Annotated in this window: 32 protein-coding genes; 22 read left to right on the forward strand and 10 right to left on the reverse strand. The window is 62.4% G+C overall.

The genetic code is table 11. The features are described from left to right. Positions 1–29 precede the first annotated feature (29 nt). Positions 30–200 (reverse strand): YbdD/YjiX family protein, encoded by a 171-nt coding sequence (locus CH285_RS19415; protein WP_072692145.1) that lies wholly within the window; start codon positions 198–200, stop codon positions 30–32. After that, on the reverse strand, positions 201–2474 hold the full coding sequence (locus tag CH285_RS19420) for a carbon starvation CstA family protein (RefSeq protein WP_094644070.1): 2274 nt from the start codon (positions 2472–2474) through the stop codon (positions 201–203). 194 nt (positions 2475–2668) lie between these two features. On the opposite strand from CH285_RS19420, the gene CH285_RS19425 reads away from it, so the two are divergent. Continuing rightward, positions 2669–2971, forward strand: coding sequence for a CD225/dispanin family protein (locus CH285_RS19425; protein WP_176458508.1), 303 nt, complete (start codon positions 2669–2671; stop codon positions 2969–2971). Positions 2972–2993: 22 nt separating this feature from the next. Here CH285_RS19425 and CH285_RS19430 read toward each other — a convergent pair whose 3' ends face one another. Further along, the gene (locus CH285_RS19430) at positions 2994–3764 is read right to left on the reverse strand and encodes an SDR family NAD(P)-dependent oxidoreductase (RefSeq protein WP_032365335.1); all 771 of its coding nucleotides are present in this window, start codon (positions 3762–3764) and stop codon (positions 2994–2996) included. Between the two features lie 102 nt (positions 3765–3866). On the opposite strand from CH285_RS19430, the gene CH285_RS19435 reads away from it, so the two are divergent. After that, the gene (locus CH285_RS19435) at positions 3867–4703 is read left to right on the forward strand and encodes a helix-turn-helix transcriptional regulator (RefSeq protein WP_032369871.1); all 837 of its coding nucleotides are present in this window, start codon (positions 3867–3869) and stop codon (positions 4701–4703) included. Positions 4704–4788: 85 nt separating this feature from the next. After that, positions 4789–5868 (forward strand): redox-regulated ATPase YchF, encoded by a 1080-nt coding sequence (gene ychF / locus CH285_RS19440; protein ID WP_032369673.1) that lies wholly within the window; start codon positions 4789–4791, stop codon positions 5866–5868. Here ychF and CH285_RS19445 read toward each other — a convergent pair. Beyond that, entirely contained in the window at positions 5865–7055 is a 1191-nt protein-coding gene (locus CH285_RS19445) for a tyrosine-type recombinase/integrase (RefSeq protein WP_094644000.1), read from the reverse strand. The genes ychF and CH285_RS19445 overlap by 4 nt on opposite strands. Next, complete coding sequence (locus tag CH285_RS19450; RefSeq protein WP_176458507.1) at positions 7052–7582, reverse strand: helix-turn-helix transcriptional regulator; 531 nt, start codon at positions 7580–7582, stop codon at positions 7052–7054. Before CH285_RS19450 ends, CH285_RS19445 begins: the two co-directional genes overlap by 4 nt. Positions 7583–7682: 100 nt before the next feature. Here CH285_RS19450 and CH285_RS19455 point away from each other — a divergent pair, with 100 nt between their 5' ends. The 16 genes from CH285_RS19455 to CH285_RS28140 all read left to right on the forward strand — a co-directional run bounded on the left by CH285_RS19455 (position 7683) and on the right by CH285_RS28140 (position 19857). Continuing rightward, the gene (locus CH285_RS19455) at positions 7683–7904 is read left to right on the forward strand and encodes a DNA-binding protein (RefSeq protein ID WP_255032486.1); all 222 of its coding nucleotides are present in this window, start codon (positions 7683–7685) and stop codon (positions 7902–7904) included. Beyond that, a complete protein-coding gene (locus tag CH285_RS28015) occupies positions 7904–8041 on the forward strand; it encodes a hypothetical protein (RefSeq protein WP_176458506.1) in 138 nt (45 codons plus the stop codon). The genes CH285_RS19455 and CH285_RS28015 overlap by 1 nt, the downstream gene beginning before the upstream one ends. Position 8042: 1 nt before the next feature. After that, positions 8043–8582, forward strand: coding sequence for a hypothetical protein (locus CH285_RS19460; RefSeq protein ID WP_094644002.1), 540 nt, complete (start codon positions 8043–8045; stop codon positions 8580–8582). Then, positions 8579–8917 (forward strand): DUF6907 domain-containing protein, encoded by a 339-nt coding sequence (locus tag CH285_RS19465; RefSeq protein ID WP_094644003.1) that lies wholly within the window; start codon positions 8579–8581, stop codon positions 8915–8917. Before CH285_RS19460 ends, CH285_RS19465 begins: the two co-directional genes overlap by 4 nt. After that, on the forward strand, positions 8917–9159 hold the full coding sequence (locus CH285_RS19470) for a hypothetical protein (RefSeq protein ID WP_094644004.1): 243 nt from the start codon (positions 8917–8919) through the stop codon (positions 9157–9159). The genes CH285_RS19465 and CH285_RS19470 overlap by 1 nt, the downstream gene beginning before the upstream one ends. Before the next feature lie 226 nt (positions 9160–9385). After that, positions 9386–9727 (forward strand): hypothetical protein, encoded by a 342-nt coding sequence (locus CH285_RS19475; protein WP_094644005.1) that lies wholly within the window; start codon positions 9386–9388, stop codon positions 9725–9727. Next, complete coding sequence (locus CH285_RS28020) at positions 9724–10122, forward strand: hypothetical protein (protein WP_176458505.1); 399 nt, start codon at positions 9724–9726, stop codon at positions 10120–10122. The genes CH285_RS19475 and CH285_RS28020 overlap by 4 nt, the downstream gene beginning before the upstream one ends. Beyond that, on the forward strand, positions 10119–11831 hold the full coding sequence (locus CH285_RS19480) for an AAA family ATPase (RefSeq protein WP_176458504.1): 1713 nt from the start codon (positions 10119–10121) through the stop codon (positions 11829–11831). The genes CH285_RS28020 and CH285_RS19480 overlap by 4 nt, the downstream gene beginning before the upstream one ends. Position 11832: 1 nt before the next feature. After that, entirely contained in the window at positions 11833–12135 is a 303-nt protein-coding gene (locus tag CH285_RS19485) for a WhiB family transcriptional regulator (RefSeq protein ID WP_094644007.1), read from the forward strand. Beyond that, the gene (locus CH285_RS19490; RefSeq protein WP_094644008.1) at positions 12132–12335 is read left to right on the forward strand and encodes a hypothetical protein; all 204 of its coding nucleotides are present in this window, start codon (positions 12132–12134) and stop codon (positions 12333–12335) included. The genes CH285_RS19485 and CH285_RS19490 overlap by 4 nt, the downstream gene beginning before the upstream one ends. After that, on the forward strand, positions 12332–12676 hold the full coding sequence (locus CH285_RS19495; RefSeq protein ID WP_094644009.1) for a hypothetical protein: 345 nt from the start codon (positions 12332–12334) through the stop codon (positions 12674–12676). The genes CH285_RS19490 and CH285_RS19495 overlap by 4 nt, the downstream gene beginning before the upstream one ends. A gap of 184 nt (positions 12677–12860) precedes the next feature. Further along, positions 12861–17996, forward strand: a complete 5136-nt coding sequence (locus CH285_RS19500) for a phage tail tape measure protein (protein WP_094644010.1) — start codon at positions 12861–12863, stop codon at positions 17994–17996. After that, on the forward strand, positions 17996–18397 hold the full coding sequence (locus CH285_RS19505; RefSeq protein ID WP_094644011.1) for a helix-turn-helix domain-containing protein: 402 nt from the start codon (positions 17996–17998) through the stop codon (positions 18395–18397). The genes CH285_RS19500 and CH285_RS19505 overlap by 1 nt, the downstream gene beginning before the upstream one ends. A gap of 13 nt (positions 18398–18410) precedes the next feature. Beyond that, on the forward strand, positions 18411–19151 hold the full coding sequence (locus CH285_RS19510; RefSeq protein ID WP_094644012.1) for a hypothetical protein: 741 nt from the start codon (positions 18411–18413) through the stop codon (positions 19149–19151). Positions 19152–19164: 13 nt separating this feature from the next. Continuing rightward, positions 19165–19419, forward strand: coding sequence for a hypothetical protein (locus tag CH285_RS19515; protein ID WP_094644013.1), 255 nt, complete (start codon positions 19165–19167; stop codon positions 19417–19419). Between the two features lie 291 nt (positions 19420–19710). Then, positions 19711–19857 (forward strand): hypothetical protein, encoded by a 147-nt coding sequence (locus tag CH285_RS28140; RefSeq protein ID WP_217901782.1) that lies wholly within the window; start codon positions 19711–19713, stop codon positions 19855–19857. Between the two features lie 149 nt (positions 19858–20006). Here the strand turns inward: CH285_RS28140 and CH285_RS19525 are convergent, their stop codons facing one another. Beyond that, entirely contained in the window at positions 20007–20804 is a 798-nt protein-coding gene (locus tag CH285_RS19525) for a DUF6414 family protein (RefSeq protein WP_094644014.1), read from the reverse strand. A 2-nt stretch (positions 20805–20806) separates the two neighbouring features. After that, a complete protein-coding gene (locus tag CH285_RS19530) occupies positions 20807–21262 on the reverse strand; it encodes a hypothetical protein (protein WP_094644015.1) in 456 nt (151 codons plus the stop codon). A gap of 311 nt (positions 21263–21573) precedes the next feature. Here CH285_RS19530 and CH285_RS19535 point away from each other — a divergent pair, with 311 nt between their 5' ends. Together CH285_RS19535 and CH285_RS19540 are read left to right on the forward strand one after the other, a co-directional pair. Beyond that, a complete protein-coding gene (locus CH285_RS19535) occupies positions 21574–21813 on the forward strand; it encodes a helix-turn-helix domain-containing protein (protein ID WP_094644016.1) in 240 nt (79 codons plus the stop codon). Further along, the gene (locus tag CH285_RS19540) at positions 21810–21989 is read left to right on the forward strand and encodes a helix-turn-helix domain-containing protein (protein ID WP_094644017.1); all 180 of its coding nucleotides are present in this window, start codon (positions 21810–21812) and stop codon (positions 21987–21989) included. The genes CH285_RS19535 and CH285_RS19540 overlap by 4 nt, the downstream gene beginning before the upstream one ends. A 177-nt stretch (positions 21990–22166) precedes the next feature. Here the strand turns inward: CH285_RS19540 and CH285_RS19545 are convergent, their stop codons facing one another. After that, the gene (locus CH285_RS19545; RefSeq protein ID WP_052054591.1) at positions 22167–22457 is read right to left on the reverse strand and encodes a hypothetical protein; all 291 of its coding nucleotides are present in this window, start codon (positions 22455–22457) and stop codon (positions 22167–22169) included. Positions 22458–22770: 313 nt separating this feature from the next. Between CH285_RS19545 and CH285_RS19550 the strand changes: the two genes are divergently transcribed. Beyond that, complete coding sequence (locus CH285_RS19550; protein WP_027498114.1) at positions 22771–23388, forward strand: O-methyltransferase; 618 nt, start codon at positions 22771–22773, stop codon at positions 23386–23388. Between the two features lie 25 nt (positions 23389–23413). Here CH285_RS19550 and CH285_RS19555 read toward each other — a convergent pair whose 3' ends face one another. Further along, entirely contained in the window at positions 23414–24421 is a 1008-nt protein-coding gene (locus tag CH285_RS19555; RefSeq protein WP_094644018.1) for a polysaccharide pyruvyl transferase family protein, read from the reverse strand. Further along, the gene (locus tag CH285_RS19560) at positions 24418–25320 is read right to left on the reverse strand and encodes a glycosyltransferase family 2 protein (protein ID WP_094644019.1); all 903 of its coding nucleotides are present in this window, start codon (positions 25318–25320) and stop codon (positions 24418–24420) included. The genes CH285_RS19555 and CH285_RS19560 overlap by 4 nt, the downstream gene beginning before the upstream one ends. Between the last annotated feature and the right edge of the window lie 51 nt (positions 25321–25371).

Consider the following 25371-nt stretch of genomic DNA (forward strand, 5'->3'; position numbering starts at 1 on the left):
AGTGCTAGCGGAAATCGGACAGCACCGTGTCAGCAGCAGCGAGCCCCTGGGTTTCGGTCCGCCTCCGCGTGCCGGTCTTTCCAGTACTGCCGCACGGTCGGTGGCTCCTGGCCCGGGTGGTGCCGGGCCAGATGCGCGACGTAGCGGTCGTAATCGTGATCACCCATCACCGAGGTGATCCACCACCACAGCCCGCGCATCTAGTGCGCCGACCCGGGGCGTCGAACGGTGCCCGCATCGATCAGTTCGTCCCACTCGGCCTGAATCTGCTTCTCGGCGGGGGTGAGGACGAATCCGGCGGGACCGAAGATCTTCGACGGCACCTCCGGCTCCTCGTTGTCCGGCAGATCAGCTCCGCGAACGGCTCTGACGCACACGATGACTCCGGCGATGACGACGACCAGGACGAGTACCGCGAAGATGATCGAGAGGGTGCCCTGGATGAACGTGTTGCGAATGACCGCGTCGATGGCCTCGGGGGTCTTTGCGCTGCCGAAGCTGCTCAGGCCCTGCTCCTTTGCGTCACGGAACTGCGAATGCTGCGTCCAGTAACCGATGGCCGGGGTGGAGGAGAAGATCTTCTGGTACGAGGCCGTCATCGTGACGATGAGGTCCCAGGCGAGCGGAATGCCGGGGATCCAGGCCCATTTGTAGAGACCTCGTTTGACGACGATCACCATGACCACCGTCAGGGCGATGGCGGCGAGCAACTGATTGGCAATACCGAACAGCGGGAACAGGGTGTTGATGCCGCCGAGCGGGTCGGTGACTCCCATGAGAAGGATTGCGCCCCAGGCTGCGACGACGATCAGCGAGCAGATCCATGCTCCGGGACGCCACGACGGGTCCTTGAACTTCTTGGCCGAGGCTCCGGGCAGGTTGCCGATGCTGTCGGAGAGCATGAAGCGTGCGACGCGGGTGCCGGCATCGACCGTGGTGAGGATGAACAGTGCCTCGAACATGATCGCGAAGTGGTACCAGAACGACTTGAGCGATTCTCCGCCGAACACCTGGTGCAGAACCTCGGACATACCGAACGCCAGCGTCGGAGCGCCGCCGGTACGGGAGATGATCGACTCCTCGCCCACATCGGCTGCGGCCTGGCTCAATTCGCCGGCCGAGATGTCTCCGCCGCTCAATCCCAAACCGTTGACGTACTCCGCCGCGGTCTCGGGAGTACCGCCGGTCAGCGTCGCCGGTGCGTTCAGCGCGAAGTAGATGTGCTGATCGAGAACGCAGGCGGTGATGAGCGCCATGATGGCGACGAACGACTCGGTGAGCATGCCGCCGTAGCCGATCATGCGCATCTGCTTTTCCTTCTCGAGCAACTTCGGCGTGGTGCCGGAGGAGATCAGAGCGTGGAAACCCGACAGCGCGCCGCAGGCGATGGTGATGAACAAGAACGGGAACAGTGATCCGGCGAATGCCGGGCCGTTGCCCTCGGTCGCGAAGCTCGTCATGGCGGGCATCTGGATTTCAGGGCGCGCGATGAGAATGCCGACGGCCAGCAGCGCGATGGTGCCGACCTTCATGAACGTCGACAGGTAGTCGCGCGGTGCGAGCAACAGCCACACCGGCAGGATGCACGCGAGCAAGCCGTAGCCGATCAGGAGCCAGGCGACGGTCACCTTGGAGAGGGTGAACCAATCGGTGCCCCACTCGGTTTCGGCAACCCAGCCGCCGGCGATGATCGCGAACAGCAGCAGTACGACACCGATGAGCGAGACCTCGGTGACGTTGCCCGGTCGCAGGAATCGCAGGTAGACGCCCATGAACAAGGCGATGGGGATGGTGAGCGCGATCGAGAAGACGCCCCATGGGCTTTCGGCGAGCGCGTTGACGACGACGAGAGCAAGAACCGCGATCAGGATGATCATGATGACGAACACCGCGATCAGCGCGGCGGTTCCGCCGACTACTCCGAGTTCGTCACGGGCCATCTGGCCGAGGCTGCGGCCGTTGCGACGCGTCGAGATCCACAGCACCAGGAAATCCTGGACGGCCCCGGCGAACACGACGCCGATGATGATCCACATGGTGCCGGGCAGGTAGCCCATCTGGGCCGCCAGAACCGGTCCGACGAGGGGGCCCGCTCCGGCGATTGCGGCGAAGTGATGGCCGAACAGCACCCGACGGTCCGTCGGCATGTAGTCCTTGCCGTTCTCCAAGATCTCGGCGGGCGTGGCTCGGTCGTCGCGAGGAAAGACGATCTTGCGTTCGATCAGCCTGGCGTAGAAGCGAAACGCGAAGATGTAGGTACACACCGCGGCGATGACGAACCAGACTGCGTTGGGATTCTCGCCGCGGACGATGGCGATGATCGTCCAGGCGACGCCGCCGAGCAGGCCGATAACGACGAGCATCAGACGCTTGATCGGCGTCATGGGATGGGAATCGACGACTCCGACAGGTGGTAGGTCGGGGTCTGTCTTCAGCAATTCGACGTGTGGATCGTCGGCCGCTTTCAGTGACATGTGTGGGGTCTCCATGGTCGCAGGTGTGACTGCGATCACCCTATGCGTGACGCACTTGCACGTCCTCGAATCGACACTTCGCGATGCGCCCGGCGGTCATTCGTGTGCGCCGAGTGGCGGCGGCCTGGAACCGGATGGTCCTGGGCTGCGTCGTACCGGGTGTCATCACTTCATTCATTCGGGGGGAACACCACATGTCGGGACCGTACGAGCAAACTCATCAGCAGAACTTTCCCGCGGCGCAGCCCTTCGCGCCCGCGCTGCCCGCATCGAACGCAGGGTGGGCAGTGGTGGCAGTCATCTTCTTCTGGCCACTGGCCATCCCCGCGTTCAATCACGCGCTCAAGGTCCATCCTCTGTGGTCGATGGGTGATGTCCAGGGCGCGCAGTACTCGTCGCAGCGCGCGGCGTTCTTCGGCAAGCTGTCCCTCATCATCTTCGGCGTCTTCATCGTTCTCTACCTGGCGTTCATCGGCTTGGTCGTCTCCAACATGTGATGCGTCGACGGCGGTGTGCTGCTCACCCGCGGGTGACCGAGATACCGCCGTCGACGTAGAGCGTGGTTCCGTGCACCATCGCGGCATCGTCCGAGACCAGGAACAGCACACCGTCGGCGATGTTCTGCGGCGACAGCACTGTGCCTGCCGGGGTTCCGGCCGTCATGGCGTCGAGTACCTGGCGTGCATCCTTGTTGCCCGGAGTCAGAGTCGCTCCGGGCGCGAGGGCGTTCACTCGCACACCGCGTGGGCCGAACTCGGCGGCCCAGCTGCGAGTGAGCTGCTCGTCGGCGGCTTTGGTGGCGGAATACATCGCAGCGAACGGACTGCCCATCGTGGCCATCCACGACCCGATGTTCACGATGACTCCGCTGCCGCGCTCGGCCATGGCCGGTGCGAGCTCACCGACGAGCACGTGCGGCGCTCGGACGTTGACGGCGAGCATGGCATCGAGCTGGTCGTCGGGAAGATCGGCTGTCGCGGTGGCCGGATAGATACCGGCGTTGTTGACGAGAATGTCGACGCGGCCGCCGAGGGTGTCGGTAGTGCGGGCGGCGAACTCGCGAAGTTCTTCGTAGCTGCCGGCGAGATCGACGTCGACGAATGCCGCTGTGCCGCCGGCTTCCGAGATGCGGGCCGCCAGGGCTTTGCCGCGCTCGGCGTCGCGGCCGCTGACGACCACCTTTGCCCCGTGGTCGGCGAGGGTGAGCGCGATGGCCGCACCGATCCCACTGGTCGATCCGGTGACGACGGCGGTGCGTCCATGGAGTTGTGTGGAACTGGAAGATGTCATGACGCCATGTCTACGGTCGCGGAATCGAGCGGACCAGGCGTCGTTCGACCTAGGTCTGTCATGACCAGGTTGGCCATCGCTCGCGTGGCTACTGTGGATTTCGTGAACAACGACAGGTCGGCGCTGAGCGCATTTCTGCGTGATCGACGCGACCGCATCACTCCAGCCGAGGCGGGAGTATCGATCTATCCCGGTGCGCGACGGGTCCCGGGCCTGCGGCGCGAAGAGCTCGCAGCGCTGGCCGGAGTGAGCCCGGATTACTACAGCAAGCTCGAACAGGGTCGCCAGGCCAACGTCTCACCCGAGGTGCTGCGGGCAATTGCTCGGGCGTTGAAACTCGACCGGGTGGAGTCCGCGCATCTGCTCGATCTCGCATCTCCGGCTGTGCCGGTCGGCAGCGCCCCGGAGCGACCGGATCCGGGATTGCTGCAGGTGATGCGGGCGCTCGATCACGTGCCGGTGCTACTGCTCGGGCGCTCGGGAACCATCTTGGCCAGCAATGCGCTGGTTCGTGCGGTGTTGAGTCTGCAGTCGTCCGCCGGGGATTCGCTGTTTGACTATTTGTTTCGCAATCCCATCGCGCGCGAGCGAATCGTCAATTGGTCGCAGTTCGCGGCGGCCTCGGTTGCCGCGCTGCGCCGCGATCTTGCTCGAAGGCCAGGGGATTCGGAGTTGACCGCGCTGATCGACGAATTGCGTTCGACCGAGCCTTGTTTCGAGCAATGGTGGAGAGATCACGAGGTCGCCGAATTCGCAGGTGCAACCAAGATCATCCAGCACCCGGCGGCGGGCACCCTGCAATTCGGAATCGAGTTTCTGACCTCGCCGAGCGCGCAGGATCAAAGTCTGATCGTCTACACGGTCGAGGAGAATTCCAGTACGGCACACGTCCTGCCGATCCTGGCCAGCTGGGACCCGAATTCGGCGATCACCACATGACCGGCACGGCCGATCACGCCGTCGAGCAGACGCTGGCCGGGCACTGTCCGAGCTGGCCGTGTCGTCAAAGTAGACTCCATAGACCGTGAGCCTCACCCTCGGAATCGTCGGACTGCCCAACGTCGGCAAGTCCACCCTCTTCAATGCACTGACCAACAACGATGTGCTGGCCGCGAACTATCCGTTCGCGACCATCGAGCCCAACGTCGGCGTGGTCGCGCTGCCGGATCCCCGGCTCGAGAAGCTGGCCGAGGTGTTCGGTTCGGAGAAGCTCGTGCCCGCGCTGGTGTCGTTCGTCGACATCGCCGGCATCGTCAAGGGTGCGTCCGAGGGCGCAGGCCTGGGCAACAAGTTCCTCGCCAACATCCGTGAGGCCGACGCCATCTGCCAGGTCGTTCGCGTCTTCGCCGACGACGACGTGGTCCACGTCGATGGTCGCGTCGACCCGACCGCGGATATCGAGGTCATCGAGACCGAACTCGCGATCGCTGATCTGCAGACCCTCGAGAAGGCGATCCCGCGCCTCGAGAAAGAGGTGCGGATCAAGAAGGACCGCAAGCCGGCGCTCGACGCGGCTCTGGCTGCGCAGGCTGTTCTGAACGACGGCAAGACGCTGTTCTCGGCGAAGGCGAAGCTCGACTTCGAGCTGCTCAGTGAATTCCAGCTGCTCACCACCAAGCCGTTCCTGTACGTCTTCAACGCTGACGAGTCGGTGCTGACCGACGACGCGAAGATCGGCGAACTCGCTCGACTGGTCGCCCCCGCCGATGCGGTGTTCCTGGATGCGAAGATCGAGTCGGAATTGCTCGAACTCGACAAGGAGTCGGCAGCCGAGCTGCTCGAATCCGTCGGTCAGACCGAGCCCGGTCTCGACGCGTTGGCCCGCGCCGGCTTCCACACTCTGGGCTTGCAGACCTACCTCACCGCAGGCCCGAAAGAGGCTCGCGCGTGGACAATTCACCAGGGCGACACCGCGCCCCAGGCCGCAGGCGTCATTCACACCGACTTCGAGCGCGGCTTCATCAAGGCCGAAATCGTGTCCTTCGACGACCTCGTCGCCGCAGGTTCGATGGCCTCGGCCAAGGCTGCTGGCAAGGTGCGCATCGAGGGCAAGGACTACGTGATGTCCGACGGCGATGTGGTGGAGTTCCGCTTCAACGTTTAGACCTGCTGGTCAACGCCTGTTTTCGGGCCCCCGGTACGCAGAGAGTACGCAGTAGCCTCGGTGAACATAGCCGAGGCTGCTTTGCGCGTTCGGTCGTCGGCGTTCGGCCACAAATGCGCGTACGTCGACAAGGTCACGTTCGGTGAGCTGTGCCCGAGGGCCTTCTGTACGGTCACCACATCGCACCCGGCGTAGATCAAGCCCGATGCGTAAAAGTGCCTGAGATCGTGCAGATGCCAGTCGGGCTGGCCGGCCGACAACTTGGTCCGCCGCCATCGATACCCGACCGAGTTCTGATGCCACGGATGGCCGTTCTCGCCTGGGAAAAGCCACGCCCCGGGGTCGGTACTCAATGCATACCCCTCACGGACATGCTCGGCCAGAATCTCGAGAAGACCATCAGGTGCCGGGATCGTTCGCTCGCTCCCGTACTTCGGTGGCCGGATCTCGACCTGTCCGCCGTTCGCACGTTGCACCTGACGCTGCACGTGGATCTCTCTTCGGAGGAAATCGACGTCACCGATCCTGAGTGCTGCGGCCTCGCCCAGTCTGAGGCCGGCGAATGCCGCCAGGGCTACGAAAGCGGTGAACACGTTCTCGGCCTCCGCCACGAGTTGGCCCACGTGCTGTGGTTCGGGAATCCTCATGGCCGCCTCGGCACGCCGTCGCCGGGGGAGTGTCACGTTCTCGGTCGGGTCTGACCCGAGCACCTTGTCGCGCTTGGCAGCTCGCAGGACTGATCGCACGTTCATGAATCGAGTCTTGATCGTCGACGCAGCGAGCGGTTTGTCCTGCATGGACTTCACCCACGTCTCGATATGCGACGGGCGTAGGTCGCCCAGCGGCACGTTCGCGAACGTCACCCCGTTGGCCGCCAGGTTCATTGCCTGGAGCGTTCCCGGCACCCAGACCTGTCGCGTCGACCATTCGCGGTAGAACGACGCAAACGTGATCTTGCCCAGTTTCGGATCAACGTAGTTGCCGGTGATCTGGCTCGCGACGATGGTGTCGAGCCAGGACTGCGCATCGGTCTTGCGGTCGAAGCGCTTGGTGTGCTCGCGGCTTTCGTCATCGACATACCTTGCGCGCCAGCGTTTTCCGCGGCCATATAGGGCAGACCTGTTCTTGTCTGCCTTTACCCAGAGATCCTCCACCCCTGCTCGCCGGTTTCGCTGCGGATGCGTCATGGCTTCGGCTTCGAGGCCCAGTCGATGCCGACTGCTCGTGATGGGTGGCGGAGGGCCGTCATCAATGTGCTTGCAGTTTGGCTCGAGTTGTCGACGAGGGCTGTGACGCGATCAGTCATCAGCAGTTCCTTGACGCTCTCTCGTTCCGATTCGTCGGTCATCTCGATCAGCGCGTCGATTTCATCGGCCATAAGTTGTCCGTCCTGCAGCACGCTCAACAGGCTGGCAAGCCAGGTTCGCAACCTGTTCCCAGTCCAACGCACGCGGTCGTCTTGGCTTTCGTGCATGTCATCTATGGAGAGTCCGAAAACCTGAGCGATGGCATGGGCTTCATCGAGCCGAATGGCGCGCGGCCGTTCGACGTCACGCAACTCGATCTTTGCAATTGCGGAGGGATGAAGGTTAAGCCCCTGCTGTTCAAGGGCCTTGGCTAGATCTGCTTGGGTCCACCCCTGGCGTTCTCGTTCCATCCTGACTCGACGCCCGAAGCGATCCTCCAGGCTCTCCGTCTGCTCCTCGTTTCCCATAGGAGGAAACGCTATCACCCTCGCCAAGGTTGCAAACGTCACAAGTGTGTGATTTCCTCGTAACGGAAGACGAGGTTTCCCAACGAAGAAATGGAAGTCCATGACACACACAGACATTGCGAAGCAGGCAGAAGAGTTCTGGCAAGCAAGGCAGTGTGCCGAGAACACGGGTGTCCCAGAGGGCACGTGGCGGTACTGGGCGCACATCGGTCAGGGGCCGAAGAGCTTCAAGCTCGGACGCCGGCGGGTGTGGCGCAGGAGCGTCGTCCTCGCCTGGGTTGCTGAGCAGGAATCGGCGACAGCAAGCGGTGGCGCGGCCTGATGCCTCTCACGCCCGACCCCTACGAGGTGAGTTGCCCGAAGCAACTCGCAAACGAGAACACCCCCGACCACGCGGGTGCAACCGCAGATGTGGCCGAGGGCATCGAATCCGACAACCAGCAGGAAGAAGGAATCTGAGATGAGTGTAGAGCAGTCGACCGACCGTGACGACGTCGAGGACACCGACCTCGCGACCTTCATGGCCGAGAACCACAAGAAGGCACAGCCGGGTTCACCCCTGTACGGCCTCTACGCCCGCGACTTCGACTACACGACGGTGGAGTCCCGCGGCAACGTGCTGAATGCGTTGTACGCCGAACGGCAGGCACAGGCACCGGGATGGATGGATGACGGCGAGACATACGAGAGCCCCACACCCGCACGATCCCTCTGGCGTTCGGTCCCGATTCGCCTGAACCTACGGGAGGAACGGGGGCAGCGGGACGATGACGTGTTCATGTTCGCGCATCTAAAAGCCGTCTTGATGCAGGAAGTTTCGGAGTCCGAGCCGTGCGTGAACCTCACCCGAAGGACCTTCCTTGAGAACGATCAGAAGTGGAAAGAATGGCACAGTGCCCGGTTGACGATCAGTGAAGCTACAGAGCTCGCGCACATGCTGTTGCTGTTGGTCGACGTCGCCACCGGCACTTCGGACGAGATCGCGGGAGAAGCCCGATGAGCGGCGGCATCAAGATTCAGTGCACGCCATGGTGCGTGGATGGTGATGGGCACCCCAACGAGAGCAGTCGTGTTGACCAGCACTGCTTCGGGACAGACAACTACGTCGATCTGTCGCTCGAGGAGTTTGACCAGGATTCCTTCGGAACGTATTCGTCAAGGCTCGGGGTGACACCGTCTCGCGGATCCAACCAGTTACCCACGGCGTACATGCATCTCGACCTGATTCATCGCGAGCTGGGCAACCTGGACCGCGCTGTCCACCTCACCGCCGCTGAGGCCCGTGCTCTCGCGGCCGCGCTGCTAACAGTGGCCGACACGATCGAGGTGGCCTGATGTTCGTCCAACTCGACGAGATGACCGACGAGCCAGTCTGCGTCGGACTCACCGGATCCGGCCGCGTCCGAATTGCGTACAGCTCCAACGTCGTAATCACTCTCGACATCGGCGAGGCCGTGGATCTGGTGACCGCAGTCGCTGAAACCCTCGCCGAAGCCGACAACCAGTCCCAGTCTCGATTGCGCCGCGACGAGAGCGCTGTCCGATCCCAAGCCGCTATCCGGGAGGCACTTCAATGACTCCGCTTGAGGTGTTCCTCGCGATCGCGTTGGCGGCGCAGTCGATGTGCTGGCTCGCAACGGATTTCAGACGCTTTACCGGATAGTCCCTCGGCGGCGACCGCCGCACGAGATTCCTACTGAGAACGACCTCTCGGTCATATGCCAGGCACCGCATTGACCACGGGGGAGGCCGGACACCCACCAGGATCCGGCCTCCCCACCACCACCCGAAAGGGACACCACCATGGTATCCAAGATCCCCGGAATTCAGCAGGCCACGGACAACGCTCGGAGTGAACTATTCACACAAGGCTTCCTGTACGTGGAGAACCTGCCTACTGACTACACATTCACAGCCGCTGACGTTTTCGAATACATCGCACCTCACGCCGACGACCATTCTTCCCGTCACGGTGCTCTCATTCGGGCATTGCAACATCGAGAGCTGATCGAGTTCGCCGGATACGGCCCTGCCCGCAGACCGGGGGCGTGGGATGCGCCGTCTCGGCTGTGGAGACGTACCGACGTCAAGGCACAGCGGGCAACCACGGTGCTGACGCCCGCAGTTGGCGGTGACGCCGCGTGAGAACAGCGAACGAACTGTGGAGTGTCGACCTCACCGAGGCCCCACCGCTGACGGCAGTACTGGAATTCGTCGCACCGATGATCCTCGAAACACGTGACCGTGGCGAGGGGCGGCTCGACCCACTGCCGGTTGCCGGATCCCCTGAATGGATGGCAGCCGGAGACCGAGTGAAATGGGCAGCCATCGCCGTGCTCGCGCTGGAGGCCTGCTGGGCAGTCGAGCGAGGCCCCAACGAGCGGGTCGCGTATTCCGAGGGCGTCGACCGTGTTGCGGCAGAGATGCATTGGGGTTCATACGGGTACCAGGTCGGATACGAAAAAGGCCGCCGCGACCAGGCTGCGATCGAGCGCAGAACACGGCGCAACGCCGAGACGCGAAGGAGCACAGCAGCGTGAGCGACTACGACCCCAGGGTATTCACCTGGCTCAGCGGGTCCGACGTGAAACCGGTCCGCGTCGATTGGTGGGAACACCACCTGATCCCACGCGGATGCCTCACCGTGCCCGCTGGCCGCGGCAACGCAGGAAAGTCGACCGCCTGCGCAGCATGGGCCGCTGAAGCCACCCGCAACAATGAGGTCGTCGCGTGGCTTCACTCGGAAGAAGACCGGGCAATGCACATCACCCCGAAAATGCTTGCCGCCGGAGCCGACCTCGACCTGATCAAATTCCTCGATGTCGGCGTCCAGATGGAGGACGGCACCATCTCGGAAGCCACACTTCAGCTGCCCCGAGACATCGCTCGTCTCGAAGAAGATCTTGCTGCCCTCGGTTGCCGGTTCGTGGTCTTCGATGCGTTGACATCGTTCAAGTCCTCCAAGATGTCGGCGAACTCCGGTGATGACGTCCGTGCGTTCCTCGAGCCGATTCAGCGCATGGCCGGCCGACTCAACGCGGTCGTGCTCGGTATCGCGCATCTCGGCAAGGACGGCGAACGTAAGGCCCGCGACGCAGTCAAGGGGGCATCAGAATGGACAGACGTTCCGCGACAGGTGCTCGCCTTCCATCGCGAGGACGGCGAGACAGAGGGTGTCATCTCCGATGTGAAGGGCAACCTGTCACCGTCGCCGCGGTCGATCGGCTACGCATTCGAGAACATCTCGCTCCCCGAGCACGGCATCGAGGAGGTCGGCCGGATCACCTTCACAGGTGATGTGGACATCAATGTCGACGAGGCGCGGCGATCGGCAGCACCGGATGACGACAGCGACGACCGCAAGGAATCCGAGGTGTGGTTGGAGGACTACCTCACCGAGAACGGGCAGGTGGACAGCACCGTTGCCAAGCGCGACGGTGCGAAAGCACTCGGGGTCAGCACGAAAACTATAAGCAGGGCGGCATCAGCAATCAAAGTGAAGATGACCCCGCGCGGGTTCCCACGCAAGACGTTCTGGTCGCTCGCCACGATCATTGATGGCGAGTTCATCAGTGGGGACAGCGAGGACATGAGTGACCCCCCTGTTACTCAAACAGTGTCCTCACTTGTCCCTACTGGCGATGACCAGGCAAAACAGAATGTCCCCACTGGTGTCTCCACTGAGGAAAAACCCAGTGAGGACATAGGTCAGAACAGTGTCACCACTGCACCCGAACCGACCCGGTGGAGGGTGTCCGGCGAAGTCGTCGAGACACCACCCCGTCTCCACGTCGTGGCGGACAGCGACAAGAGGGTGACTGCCCTGCAATGGGTCACCGCTCACGTCACGGAGCTCATCGCCGCCGGTACGACCACCGTTGAGTCGAGCACCGTGTACAGCGCTGGAGGTGCTGCCGGATTCAAGATCGACAATTTGCGTCAGGCCGTCAAAAAGTGCGATCTCATCGGCGTAGCGGCCCGCAAGGGGTCCGGCACCGTGTGGTCACTCGGTAAGGGCAGCGTCAACACCGTCGTCTCGTGTGAGCTGTGGCTGACTGGCTGGTTGCTTGAGAACACCGAACCGTGGGTCCGAGCATCCGAGGCCTACACCGCAGGATTCGCGGTTGGATACAGCAGGGACGCCATCAAGTCCGCAAGCCTCGCCCCTCAGATCCACAAGCGAGGCCTGTCGATCCACACAGAATGGTCAGTCGACGACGAATCAGCTACATCCGGTCAGGGGGCCTGAGATGGCGTCATGGGAAGGGCTGGCGGACGCCCTGCTGGCAGCTCCGGACCTCACCGGTGCCGCCTGCGCCGGCCGATGGGATTTGTTTGATCCACCGGATCCGGACGCGCACGAGACCCCGGAGGACACCCGGTATCGGCATCGGGCGGCCAAGGAGATCTGCGACAGATGCCCGGTGTTCGACGCCTGTTCCGCGTGGGTCGCAGGACTGGTCCCCGGGGAGGTCAGTGGCGTCGTCGCGGGAACCACCTTCAAGGCACCGACAAAAACGGTCGTTCCGAAACACCGGAGGAGAGCGGCGTGACCGCGAAACACCTGACCGACACAGAGGTCGAGCTGAGTGTGCACGGCAGCGTGACGTCGGCCCGAGTTCGTATCCAGTTCGGTTCGCAGATCTTGTTGCTCGATTTCGCGGATGCTCTCCAGCTCGCCGACGACCTCGTCGACACTGTCGAAACCACCAGACGAACAAAGAACCGAAAGAAGGCGAAGAAGACGCAATGAATAACGACGACGAAAACCCCTGGGACGGCCGGAGCCCCATTCAAGACCACGATGGCAACCTCACGGGGATGGTGACCAACTCGGAGGCTCTCGATGTTGCTCGACAGTTGGCGCTCGAGGTTGCTCTCAAGCGTGACAATCCCGAAGCTGTGTTTCTCGCACAGCAGAAGATGGTGGAGGAGCAGAGGGAAGCGGTAGCTGTCGTCAACCCCTACTTCGCAATCTGTCTGTCAGGGGCATTGGCGGCGCTGTCTTCCATGCTCGAGCAATTGGGTGTTCCCCGACATGAGATCGACAACCAGATCGAGTTTATGTTGTTGCCGCCCAACGATATTGACTGAGCGACACGCTGCAGTCTCGCTGTTCGGTAGTGACTACTTCCGTTAGAATCGGAAGTAGTTCGGCACCGCGCAAGGCGGTCCGACTCCCGGGCACCGACCGCAAGGGTTGAGCCCTTCTCCGCGCAAGGCGGAAAAGCGAATCAACAACCAACCCATTGCGTTTCGAGTGTTCGGGAGTTTTCTTATGGCCGGTGGCCGGATCGATATCGAGGTCAATGCTGATACCTCGGGTGTAGCTGGGCAGTTGCAGCGTGGACTCGGCGGTGCTGTCGGTGTCGCTGGGAACTTCGGCAAGATCATGGGTGCCGGCATCCTCGCGGGTGGCGTGGTCTCCGCATTCGGCGAGGTCATCAAGACCGGTAACGACTTCACCAACGAGTTGAACACGATGCAGGCGGTGTCGTCGGCGACCGCTGACCAGATGGCTGCTGTGTCGGAGCGCGCGAAGGCGCTCGGTAACGACAATCAGCTGTCCGCGACGTCGGCCTCTGACGCCGCCGCGGCGATGACGGAACTCGCCAAGGGTGGCTTCACCGTCGAGCAGTCGATGGAAGCCGCTCGAGGGACTCTGCAGTTGGCGGCCGCAGCTCAGATAGATGCTGGGACGGCGGCGACGATTCAGTCGCAGGCGCTGCAGTCCTTCGGTTTGGATGCGAGCTACGCCGCGACCGCTGCAGACGTCCTGGCGAATGCCGCGAACGCATCGTCGGCTGAAATCACGGATATCGCAGCAGGACTCGGGCAGTCCGGTGCTGTCGCGAATCAGTTCGGTCTGACGATCGAAGACACGGCCGCGACGTTGGGCGTGCTGTCGAACGCTGGTATTGCAGGTTCCGACGCAGGCACATTGTTGAAGTCTGCGCTCCTGTCCATCACGGATCAGGGCAAGCCAGCACAGGCGGCGATCGAAGAACTCGGCCTGACGGTGTACGACGCGCAGGGTCAGTTCGTCGGCATGTCGAGTCTGTTCGGCCAGTTGGACACGGCAGCCGCAAATATGACGCCTGAGCTCTATCAGGCTGCCACGGCAACCCTGTTCGGTTCGGATGCGATGCGTTTGGCAGGTGTGGCCGCTGAGCAGGGCCAGGCTGGCTACGATGCAATGCACACGGCTATCGAGCGTCAGGGTGCCGCAGCGGAGGTCGCTGCTGCAAAGACGCAGGGCCTTCCGGGCGCGATGGCCTCGGTCCAAAATGCAACCGAGACACTGACTTTGGGACTTTACGGCCTCATCCAGGGGCCCCTCGAAACGTTCGCGACATCCGCCGCCGACAAGATCAGCTCCGTCACTCCCGGGATCATCTCCGGGCTCCAGGATGCCGGCGGTGCGGTCGTCGATTTCGGCCAGATGCTCGCCCCAGTCGCTGGGTTCGTCGGCGACGCTGTGGGCGCGTTCCTGGACCTACCTGCCCCTGTGCAGGCTGTTGCGGCCGCCTTGGCGGCACTGCAGGTCACGGGCGGGGCTGACAAGATCGGCGGGTTCTTCAAGGACATCACTGAAAATTTCAGGGATTTCCGTGAGGAAATGCAGGGCGAGATCGATATGCAGGCCGCCCTATCCGGCATCGGCGAGGGAGAGAACCCTCTCGGTGCGTTGACCGGTGACGCAGACGAATTGGCGGGTGCACTCGAGGAGAACGCTGAGCCCCTCTCTGAGTTGGCTGCAGGCCTCGCGACACTGGAACGTCGTTCTCCCGCTGTCCGCAACATGGCCGAGGGGTATCGCGGGGTCACCGCACGGACGCGGGAGTTTGCAAATCAGCAGCGCGCCGCTGCGAGTCAGTCAGGTGCGCTGACGTCGGCTCTGCGGAACGGAGCGGCACGCGCTGCCACATTCGGTGGCGCAGTGGGCGGCACGGCTGTCGCCGGCCTGCGCGGTATGACATCGGCGGCCAAGGGCGCTATCGGCGTGCTCGGTGGACCGTGGATGGTCGGCATCATGGCGGCCACCGCCATCATCGGAAAGATCTCGACGGAATACGCCGCACTCGATGCGCAGCAGGAAGCAATCGACAAGTCGACCTCCGATGTCGCTGCCGCACAACGCGATGTAGCAAAAGCATTCCAAGAATCACGAGGCGCGATGTCGGACAACGTCCTCGGCGCTGTCGGGATGCAGATCGACTCAGTCCGGGATAAGGCCAAGAACCTGGCCGACAATGGGCCGGGTGCGTTCGGCATCTTCGCTGCCGCTGGCAGCGACATCAAGGGCTGGTTTTCCGGTGTCGCAGAAGCCGGCACCGACGCTCTCCATACCCAGGAAGATCTTGCCGAGCAAGGAGCGAAAACCGAGTCCGGGTTCCGCAATCTCGGTAAGACGAACGAGGAAGTTGCTGCGGCACTGTCGGGCTCGGACGCCGAGTACAACGCGATCGCCAACAGCCTGCGCGGTATCGAAGACGGTGGGTCGGAGGCGCTGGGCGTGTTGCAGCCTCTGCGTGACGAGTTCGTCAAGGCGCGGGAGACGGCTCAGAACACCACGCCAGGATTCTTCGATCTCCGCGATGCGGTGAAGGTGCTGTCCGACGAGTCGTCGTCGGCGACGGACCGTATCAACGCAATGAAGACTGCACTGGACGTGCTGTCCGGCAAACCGATTCCGCTGTCCGACGCGCTACAGACCTACAACGATCAGGTGCGGGCAACCGCAGAAGTGACCAATGAAGTGTGGGACGCCGCCGAAGGTTGGGGCGATGCCCTGATCAAAGCAGACGGATCGGTAGAAACCTCTTCGTCGAACGGGTCGAAGCTGCGAGATTCGTTGCTCCAGATCAAGGATGCGACGATCACCGCCGCCGATGCCGGTGCCGATCTGGGGCCGATCTGGGCGTCGAACGACGCACAGCTGCAGCAGCTGTCGATCTCGACAGGCGTCAGTGTCGACGCATTGCGCCGAATGATCGAAGCCGAAGGTCTGGTGCCGAAGAACATCGAGATGCTCGCAAGCCTGCGTGGAGCAGACACCGCCGAACAGCAGCTCACCATTCTCGCGGGGCTACTCACTGGCGTCGGGCAGCCGGTCGATATTCCGGTCGGTGCCCTTACCGATGAGGCCAAGCGCAAGATCATCGAACTCGGCGGCACAGTCGAACGGGACATCAACGGCAAGCCCGGCATCGTGCGAATCACTGCCCCCAACGAGGATGCACTCAGAAGGATTCGCGACGTTGATCTCGCGACGCAAGGGATTCGCGACAAGACCGTCACAATTACGGTCGAAGAACGCCGTAGTCGTATGCAGTTCGGGATGTCGGACGAGGCATACGCAAATCTAGTGGCCCAGGCACCGGCGGGTAAGGCGACTGGGGGACCCATTACCGGTGGCGTACCGGGCAAGGACTCTGTGCCGATCTTGGCGATGCCAGGCGAGCACATGCTCACCACAGAAGATGTAGATCGTCTCGGTGGGCAGGCCGGCGTGTACCGGTTCCGGGATGCGCTGGCACGCGGCGAAGTCCGCGGATACGCCGGCGGCGGCGCGATCGTCGACAACCTCGCAGAGTACGTCGGGCAGAAGTTCCCGGCACTGACGATGACGTCCGGACTCCGGCCAGGAGACTCCGGTTACCACGGGCAGGGGATGGCTGCGGACTTCTCCAACGGATCCGGGAACACGGACGCCCAGTTGGGTCTCGCGACGTTGATGGCCAGCAAGTTCGGATCCGAGCTGAAGGAGTTGATCTACGACGATCCACGTTTCGGTCGAGAGGTGAAAGACGGCTCCTTCGTTGACGATTCGTTCTACGACGGTGCCGGTGACCACACGAACCACGTGCATATCGCCACCGACCATCCACTGACGGATGCTGCCGCTGTCGACGTTGCGCCACTGTCCGAGCGGGACCAGATAGCTCAGGCGATCATCGACGAAGGTAAGCGCCGCGGTATCTCCGACAACGGCATCAAAGCCGCTGTCATGGCTGGTCTTGCCGAGTCTGACCTGCAGAACATTCCTTACGGTGACCGGGACTCGACGGGCGTTTTCCAGCAGCGAGACAACGGTGCATGGGGTACGGCCGAAGATCGTATGGATCCGACACGGGCTGCGGGCATGTTCTACGACCAGTTGGCAACCTTCGATTACGAGTCGATGGACCCGGCTGATGCTGCGCAGAAGGTTCAGCAGTCCGCATTCTCCGATGGGTCGAACTATCGGGAGAAGGCGGAGGAAGCGGATTCGATCATCGCCGGCCTCGGAACTTCCGGAACCGATGCGTCTGGGACGTCGAGCAAGTGGGCGGAGAAGGACCAGATTGCATTGGACCGTGCTGCCGTAGCTGTGACACAGGCGGAAGAGGCACGCGACAAGATCTACGCGAACGAGAAGAAGTCGCAGGCCGACCGCGATCAGGCCGATCTGAAGGTGAAGGCAGCGAAGCAGAAAGTTGTTGACCTGCAGGCGAAGAAGGACGGTGCAGCGGCCGGCGTCAAGGATGGTCCTGCCCCGCAGGCTCCTGATTTGGCGAAGACGTACACCGATGTCGAGATCGAGCGGATGGAGGCTCAGTTCGCGGTCGATGACGCGAACGAACGCCGCAACGAGGTGTATGCCGACTCGGAGGCAACGGAATCTGATCGCGGCAAGGCCGATATTGCGTTGGATCAGGCACGGAAGAAGCTCGGCGAGGTCGTCGCCAACCCTGGATCGACCCTGTCTAAGTCGGGGAAGACCGGTGAAGGGTTCTCGCTGAAGGGCCGGTTGACGGAGTTCGGTGAGCAGCTGGTCGGTATCGCAGTCGATGCGTTGTTCGAGCAGATGCCGTTCGGGCTCGGCGATTCCCGGTGGTGGTCGTTGGAGGTGCCGTCGTTCGGGCAGAGCACAGCCGCAATGACACCCGGGCAGATCGACGGAAGCCAGCCGGCACCTGACTGGGTGTCCACTCTGACCAACGGCATCACCAGTGTCGGAACGGCGATGCAGACGTGGGATGTCGATACGCGTAAGGACTACCAGTCTCAGTTCGCGGACTTCATCAACAGCAAGCGGAAGAACGCGAAACTTCGGGACAACGGAGGCGACCTCGAGCACGGTGCGATGGCACTCAACCTGTCCGGCAGCACCGAGAAAATCCTCAGCTCCGATCAGGCTGTCGTCTACGACCGGAACATGCGGGAGGTCGCGGCTATACGAGCCGGCAACGCAGCTGCAGCAACAGCAGGAGCGATCGACCTCACCGGATTCGACTCCAAGATCAGCGAACTCGTCGGCGCAGCACGGCAACCGGCAGTCACATTCCAGACAGATTCGGTCGACCAAGGTATCCGAGCCTGGCGCTCGGAGATGAACGTTCGCTCGATGTCGTTCAAGAAGCGCCGCTGATGCGCACACACGAGAGCTACCTCCACGGACTCGCCGGGGTCGAAGTCACCGTCCCCGGCCGAGTCGCCGCCATTCTCGAATCACGCTGCAAGCTGACCGAACTCAGAGTTGCGCTTCGAGGCATCGACCCCGAAGTCGACGAAGCTTTGATGGCGATCACCCTCGCCGCACACCACTGGCGTAATTCCGCAACCGGAAGAGCAACACCGGCAGAACCGGAAGTAACCCCACGATCAGAGTGGCTCAGCACAACAGAGGCCGCAGACATTCTCTACATCACCACCCGAGCAGTACGCCTTGCCATCACCGAAAACCGGCTCAACGCAACACGAGTCGGCAAAAGTTACCGCATCAGCCGCGAGGACCTGGAGCACTACAAGGCCGCCCGACGGGCCGCCTGAAAGGAACACCCCCATGCCTGACTACATCGCACGGTCGCAGGACGCCATCGAGAACTACCGTGAACAGCTCGACACCATCCGCGCCGACACCACCCTCTCCAACAACGGCCGGCGCGCCAAGATCGCCAGCGCCTACGACGCCGCCCGAGAGATCGTCGACCACTCCAAAGAGAAGCATGAGTGGACCAAGCAAGCCCAGCGGCAGAAGCTCGAGCGCAAGGTGTTCGGACCACCGACCACGACGCTGACCGGTGCCGACGCCATCTCCTGGCGAGACGCCCAGGACCGTGCCGCGAAGCTCCTGCCCGCCAGCTACTCCGAGCCCGTTGACAACGATGTCCTGCAAGGCGAAGCGCTCGGCTTGCTGAACCGAGCACTGCAATCCGGCGACGACCATCTCGCCCGTGCCATCGTCACCGTCGCATTCGATATGCGCTGGGCCGACGTCGCCGACGCCTACGCCCAGGCAAGCCCCGACACCGACACCGTCGTCGAACTGTGGGATGCCGCAACCGACGAAGGCCGCGGCATCGACCTCGAGGAGTTCAACTTCATCCTCGACCAGCCCAAGGAACTCAACCTTCCGCCCGAACCCGAACCCGTCAACTACGCAGCGAACGCCATGAAGCAACAGCAGTTGGGCCGCGACTTCGCCGACGCCCTCACCGAAGGCATGGCAGACCTCACCACCAACCCCTCACGTCCATCCGCCGGCTTCGGAATCCCCGGCGGCACCGGCCCCTTCACCTCCTGAAAGCGAGAACACCATGACCACAACACTCACCAACGGCGTCTTCGGACCACACATCAAGAACAACAAGTACGACCCCACCACCCTCGACATCACTCTCGACATCGACGGCACACCAACCACCGCCCGACTCGAACACACGATGGACGACACCGACGTCGACAAGCTCTGGCTCGGCACCATCTACAAACACCTGAACAAGCCCATCGATGCCACCCGAGACGGCAACACCATCACCGCCTTCGGACACACCTGGACCGTCACCAACTAGCCACCCAGGGGCGCACCCCAAACCGCTCAGCCCCAGCCCAGACCGCGGGTAAGAGGACTCGCAGTCCAGAGACCTGAAAAGATCTCGCGCGCGCGGTACCACCAAGCCGATAGGAGCACAATGCCGAAGCTGAGAATGTCCGTGTGCGGCCAACCCAACTGTCCGACCTTGATCCAAGGACCCGGTAAGTGTGACGCTCACAAGCGAGCTCAGGACCGTGCCCGAGGAACGAGCTCGGCCCGCGGTTACGACTACTCGCACCAGAAGCTCCGCAGGGAATGGAAGCCGAAGGTGGAAGGCGGAGCTGTGATGTGCGGCCGCTGCAAGCAGTTGATTCATCCGCAGTCGGAGTGGGATCTGGGCCACGACGACAGCGACCGAACCAAGTACACCGGGCCCGAGCACCTCGCCTGCAACCGAGCTACTGCAGGACGTTGACGATGACAACGTGGCCGGTCAGGGGCTTTTTGTCGATGCCAACGAAAAGGTCTGGCCGACAGCGGCGACCCCAGGGAGGGACACCCAACGCCACCGCCGGCACGCAGACCCCGGGTAAGGCGGATTTTGCCCTGTACGGGTCTGGGTATCTAACGGAAGATCGCGATTACGTCCAGGCGCAGGGCCGGACCTTTCACATAGTTGTCTTCCTGACCGGGGGTTGGTACTTCTGACCGCTGTTGGCGGCGGCTTTTTCGATTCGCCATCGCACCTGGGATCGTCATGACGGGAAGCCACTTGCCTGGCTGCAATCTGCCGGCGACCTTGCCCACGATCCTTGCAGGCCCATCGATGTCTTGCCTGAGGTAGTCAGGTTGCAGCTTGCCTGTGAGCTTCCAATCTGAATCGTCGAATTCGCCAACTACGGTCATGTCACCGCTCAGACTCTCAACTATTGCCTTCAAAGCATTTCGCTGGTCCGCGCCCGGGAGATCGGGTGGTAGTTCGGCAATTCCAAGTGTGTCGATGAACGGGAGCATCGACTCCAAGGCGTTGAGTCCGTCTACGAGGCCGCCCTTCTTCATCATCCCGCGGACGAGGTCAGGAAAGAAGAGATCGCTCTCAACCTCAACGATGGCACCGACACCCACTGTGTCCATAGATGTCTCTACGTCCAGTATTTCTTCCCACATGGCATCTTCTGGGTTCTGGCGGCCGAATTTGTAGAGGCGGTCGAACTGAGCTTCTGGCGTGTCTACCAGGCTTTCCGTTTCACCGAAGTCCGACCCGCGGCCTCCGCTTACGTTGACGGGTCCAACGCCTATGCCGCCCGAACCTGACCGCTGCTTACCTTGAGTCCGCTCCAAGCTCTGTCGACTGCCGCCTTCGAAAGCGCTTACGTAGCGCCCCACCGCTGCCTCGTTCAGGTACAGGAAGTCCCTTAGCATCGCTATCCCTCCTGCCGCTTGCGCATTGTTAAATAGTCGTGCACTAGTGGTGGGCTCACTCTAAAGTCGTGGTCATCCCAGTTGCTTCCGTCTTGTTTTTCGAGCCGGTACACCTCAACGAAGCTGAGTTTTTTGAGGTAGTGGTAGTACTTCGCCGGCAGATGCCGATCGTGTTCAACGAGAAGTTCGCTCCGGATGTCGGGCGGAATCGACTCCCACCATGAGTCCAACTGCGCCTTCAGGTTTGCGAGCAAACCAGGAAGCTCTCCTGCGAGGGTGTGTTCGCTCGCGGACCCTCCCTCCACGAAGCCAGATTCGTGGCTGAGAAGATTGTGAAAAGCTACGTCAATCCGGGCGCGTTGATCAAGATGGGCATAAGGGTCTTGCAACAACAAGAGCCTCGAACCAAGGCTCAGCGTTGAGAACTTTTGTAGCAACGATTCGTCCTGCTCACGCATTGCAGACCTCAGTTCGAGGTGAACAGAACGAGGACGCTCGTGTGGAAATGCGTCCGTGACGTGAAGGTCTGGGGTCCGTCATTGGATACTCCTGGGTGCGGTTAGCTTGTCAGCTATGGATACCAGAGGTGTCGGACCGCAGGTGGTTCATTCATTTGTGTGAATGACGCAGGTGCATCCCAGATGCTTTGCCACCCCGACGCTCGGGTTTTGGGTCCGAGCTTTCCCGGCTGAGCATCTCGGTGGCGGTCTTCTCGGGCGGAAGGCGAGTTTTGTCGTCGCGCATCAACCAAGTCTGCTCGAATTACTCCATGGACACGCCATGGATGACCGTCGACGAGGCCCGCGCCTATGCGCGGTGCGGACGTCAGCAGATGTACCGCGCACTTCATACCGGCGAGCTCGTTGGCACGCAGCGGAAGCGGCCGCAGGGGACGTGGCGGATTCATCGCGACGATGTCGACGCGTGGCTGCGGGGGAGCAACCCCGAGCAGTCGGCGACGAAGCTCAAGCGCGTCACCCCCGAGCCGCGTCGGTTGCGGTACCGGTGATCGAGAAACCCCTCACCGTCCAGGACGTGGCGGAGCTCGTTCCGCACACCGCCGACTGGGTTCGGAATGCCGCCAACAGTGGTGCGCTTGAGTCTCTTCCGCGTGGTGGTCGCCGGCACATGTTCACCGAAGCGCATGTCGCCGACTGGATCAGCAGAGGTGCGCCGCGGTGGTGAACAGGGGTGGTGGGTACGCAGAGAGTACGCAGCAGCATCGACAAAGCCCATTGATGGCCAACGCTGCAATCCGGCCGAACGCCTGGCCAGGACCGCCGACCGTCATCTGCCGGTCGCAGCAAACGCCCAGCGCTGAGTTCCGCTTCAACGTCTGACGGCCGTCGATCCGCAGATCGCCTACGGTCCGGGTGACCAATAGCCGCCACCGTTCGCGCCGTCGGAGACGCAGAACATGTCGAATCCGTCCGGCGACACCGCAATCCCTCTCGCTGCGGGGTCGCATTCCGACCCTGGCTCCGCATTGCCGTCGATGATCGGTGCCGACTGCACCCAATGCGCGCGAGTCGACCCTGCATAGGTGCACTTCAGAAACGTGCCATCGGCGGAGGTTCCGTGATTGTCGACGCCCGGATCGCATGGTCCGTCCACCTCGGGCAGTGCGGCCGAGGGGGCCTCGGTCGCGTCCACAGTGGTCTCGACCGGAGTCGGTGGCTTCGTAGTGGGGGGAACCGTGAAGAGTGCGGTCGCCGGCAGGGAGTAGGGAACAAGGGTTCGCCGGATGCCGACCTGCTCGGCGTGAGAGATCCGAAGCCGTAGACGACAGTTGCGACCACGAGCAGTTCGATCACCCCGATTGCCAAGCCAGCGATGGCAATTCCACGACCGGCAGGTCATTCGGTGCGAACGCTACAGGCATCGGTGTCGGCCAGGTGGCAGTTGTCGTCTGCGCGCACGATCGACCGTCGGCTACGCTCCGAAGCAGTCGAACAGGAGGACATGGATGGGCCTGGAATACCTCGAGTCGTTGGTGCATCGAACTGCCACAGCGGGGGAGCCTTTCGAGCGTGGAGCCGACGAGTCGGAACTCGGATACCTGTCCGCACTGGCCGCGAGGCCCGGCACGAAGTCGATCTGCGAGGTCGGGTTCAATGCCGGCTTCTCGAGCTGGGCGTTCCTCGAAGCCTCTCCCGACGTGACCGTCGTATCCTTCGATCTGGCCGCATACGCGTACAGCGACGCCGCGAAAGCCCATGTCGACGAACACTTCCCGGGCCGACACACTTTGATCCAGGGAGATTCCCACACCACCATCAAGGCTTATGCCGAGCAACACCCGGACGCGCGCTTCGATGTAATCTTCATCGACGGTGACCATTCTGTGGAAGGTGCCCGCGCAGACCTCGACGATCTTCGCGCGCTCGCCACCCCGGAATCGGTCGTCATCATGGACGACATCACGCCGTGGCTCTGGTTCGGCGAAGGCCCGACGCAGGCCTGGCAAGAGGCCGTCGACGCGGGTCGAATCCTGCACACCAACTACTTTCGCGACGGCGAACCCGTCGACGCGGTGACTCCTCCCGCCGCGCGTGCCTGGGCCGAGGGCCGTTATCCCTTCTGAAAACGGACGGGGTGTCGACCAGCGTTCATCGTCGACTGTCGGACACGGCCTGCCGAACCATGTCGGCGGCCGCATCGGGTGTCGCTGCGAAATGAACGTTGTCGAACCGGTGCAGGTAGGCGTCGTAGATGCCGGATACTTTCCTGTTCGCGTTGTCCATCGCCACGACGCGCTTGCCCATCATCGCGGCCAATACGGCCGCATGCAGCCGATCGGTGAGCACGACGGGTGCGAGATTCAGAATGCGCTGCGCCACACGGAGGTTGAGCTTCGCCGTCTGCTCGTACGAGCGAACGAGAGCGGGGTACAGCAGGCGATTCGCTTTGGGGAAGTTGTATGCGATTCGGGTCGGCAGCGTCACCACCGTCGAGATCGCCAGATCCCTTCCGTGTAGACCCCAGTCGTATTGGACGGATGACGCGTCGACGTTCACCGAAGCATGACCGAGGCTTTCGGAATCGTCGCGCACGAGTTTCACGACGTCCACTGCAGAGCCTTCGGCGCTGTGTGCGATCTCGGCACCGAAAGCCATGTCCGGACAGTATTCGACGCGGTTGTTTGGGAAATGGGTGAGCGCCAGCTCGTACGAACGCTGTTCACGCAGCATGAGGGTGAGGTCCGGGTGCTGTGCGTAGAGGGCCGCGGTCCTGTGCATGGCGTCGGCGTCGGAGTAGTCGATGCTTTGGGGGAGGCACACGATCTTGTTGCGAGGAAATCGCGCAACGATTGCTTCACGAAATTTCTGGTCCATCGGCCAGCGGTCGCCGAAGTTCCCTCCGCCCTGCAGAAACAGGGTCCCATCACCGACTCGTTGTTCGAGCAGATCGTTGTTGTGGGTGAACGGATCGGACACGTAGTCGACGTGCACGTCCAACTGCTTCAGGTACTCGACTTCACCGGCGTAGATGAGCGAGTCACCGGCATTGAAGTGATTCGGAAAGTCCAAGTGAGCCACGCGATCTCCGGGTGACGCATGTTGCCGCAGGACGGCCATCGTCTCTTCGCGTATCGCGTCGACTATCTCGTATGTCATCGGGGACTCCGTCGCAGGCCGCGGCCGAGCGCGGCCACTCGAATCCGCAGTGCGCCGTAGTGGATTCCGATGTAGTGGGCCCACAGACCGCTGGGCATCGGTCGTAGTACCTTCGGCAACCACGGATTGCGAATTGTCGCGAGATACAAGATCGCCGCCGTGTGCGCGGGAATCCGGGCGAGGGACGACGGATGAGGGCAGCCCGCTGCGCGGTGCTTGGTCGACAGTTGGTACGACGTGCGTCCGTACGCGCGGCCTTGCAAGAACGATCGACGAACCGTGGTTCTGATGCGGTATGCGACCGACGCATCCGCGGCATGTCCGAGAGTGAATCCTGCTTGCTGAAGCCTCCACGAGTAGTCGACGTCTTCGGCACCGCCCACGAGGTCTTCGTCGAAGCCTCCGACCTTGTCGAAGACGCGCCTCCACAGCGCGAAATTGCTTCCTGGGGCATACGGCAGGTAGGCGGTGGGAAACAGAGTGCCGTTCGGCGGGTTGTCTCGCCAGGCCGTCACCTCCGGCGGATTGAGGGAATCGTGTTCGATTGCGCCGCCCACGGCGTCGTAGCTGTCGAGTGCGCGCACCATGGCACTGAGCCACGTCGGAGAAGCGACGTCGTCGTGGTCGACGAAGGCGATGATCTCGCCCCGCGCGGCTTCCACGCCGACGTTGCGGGCGTAGGAGACGCCACGCTTGGCGGAGGCGTCGACGATACGCATCGTCAGAGGTAGAGACAGTTCTTCGAGATGTGAGCGGAGGCCGTCGGTCGAGCCGTTGTCGCTGACGATGAGCTCGACATCGCCTGTGTAGTCCTGCGCAGCAAGCGCGTGGAGCTGCTCGTTCAGTTCGGGCAAACCGTTGTACACGGGGAGGACGATGGAAACCAGACTGATACGCACGTTGTGACCCTACAACGAAATCCGGGTGCTGTTTGGTTAGGCATCCCAACC

It is taken from the genome of Rhodococcus sp. 05-2256-B1, assembly GCF_002258465.1.
GTDB classification, from domain to species: Bacteria; Actinomycetota; Actinomycetes; order Mycobacteriales; family Mycobacteriaceae; genus Rhodococcoides; species Rhodococcoides fascians.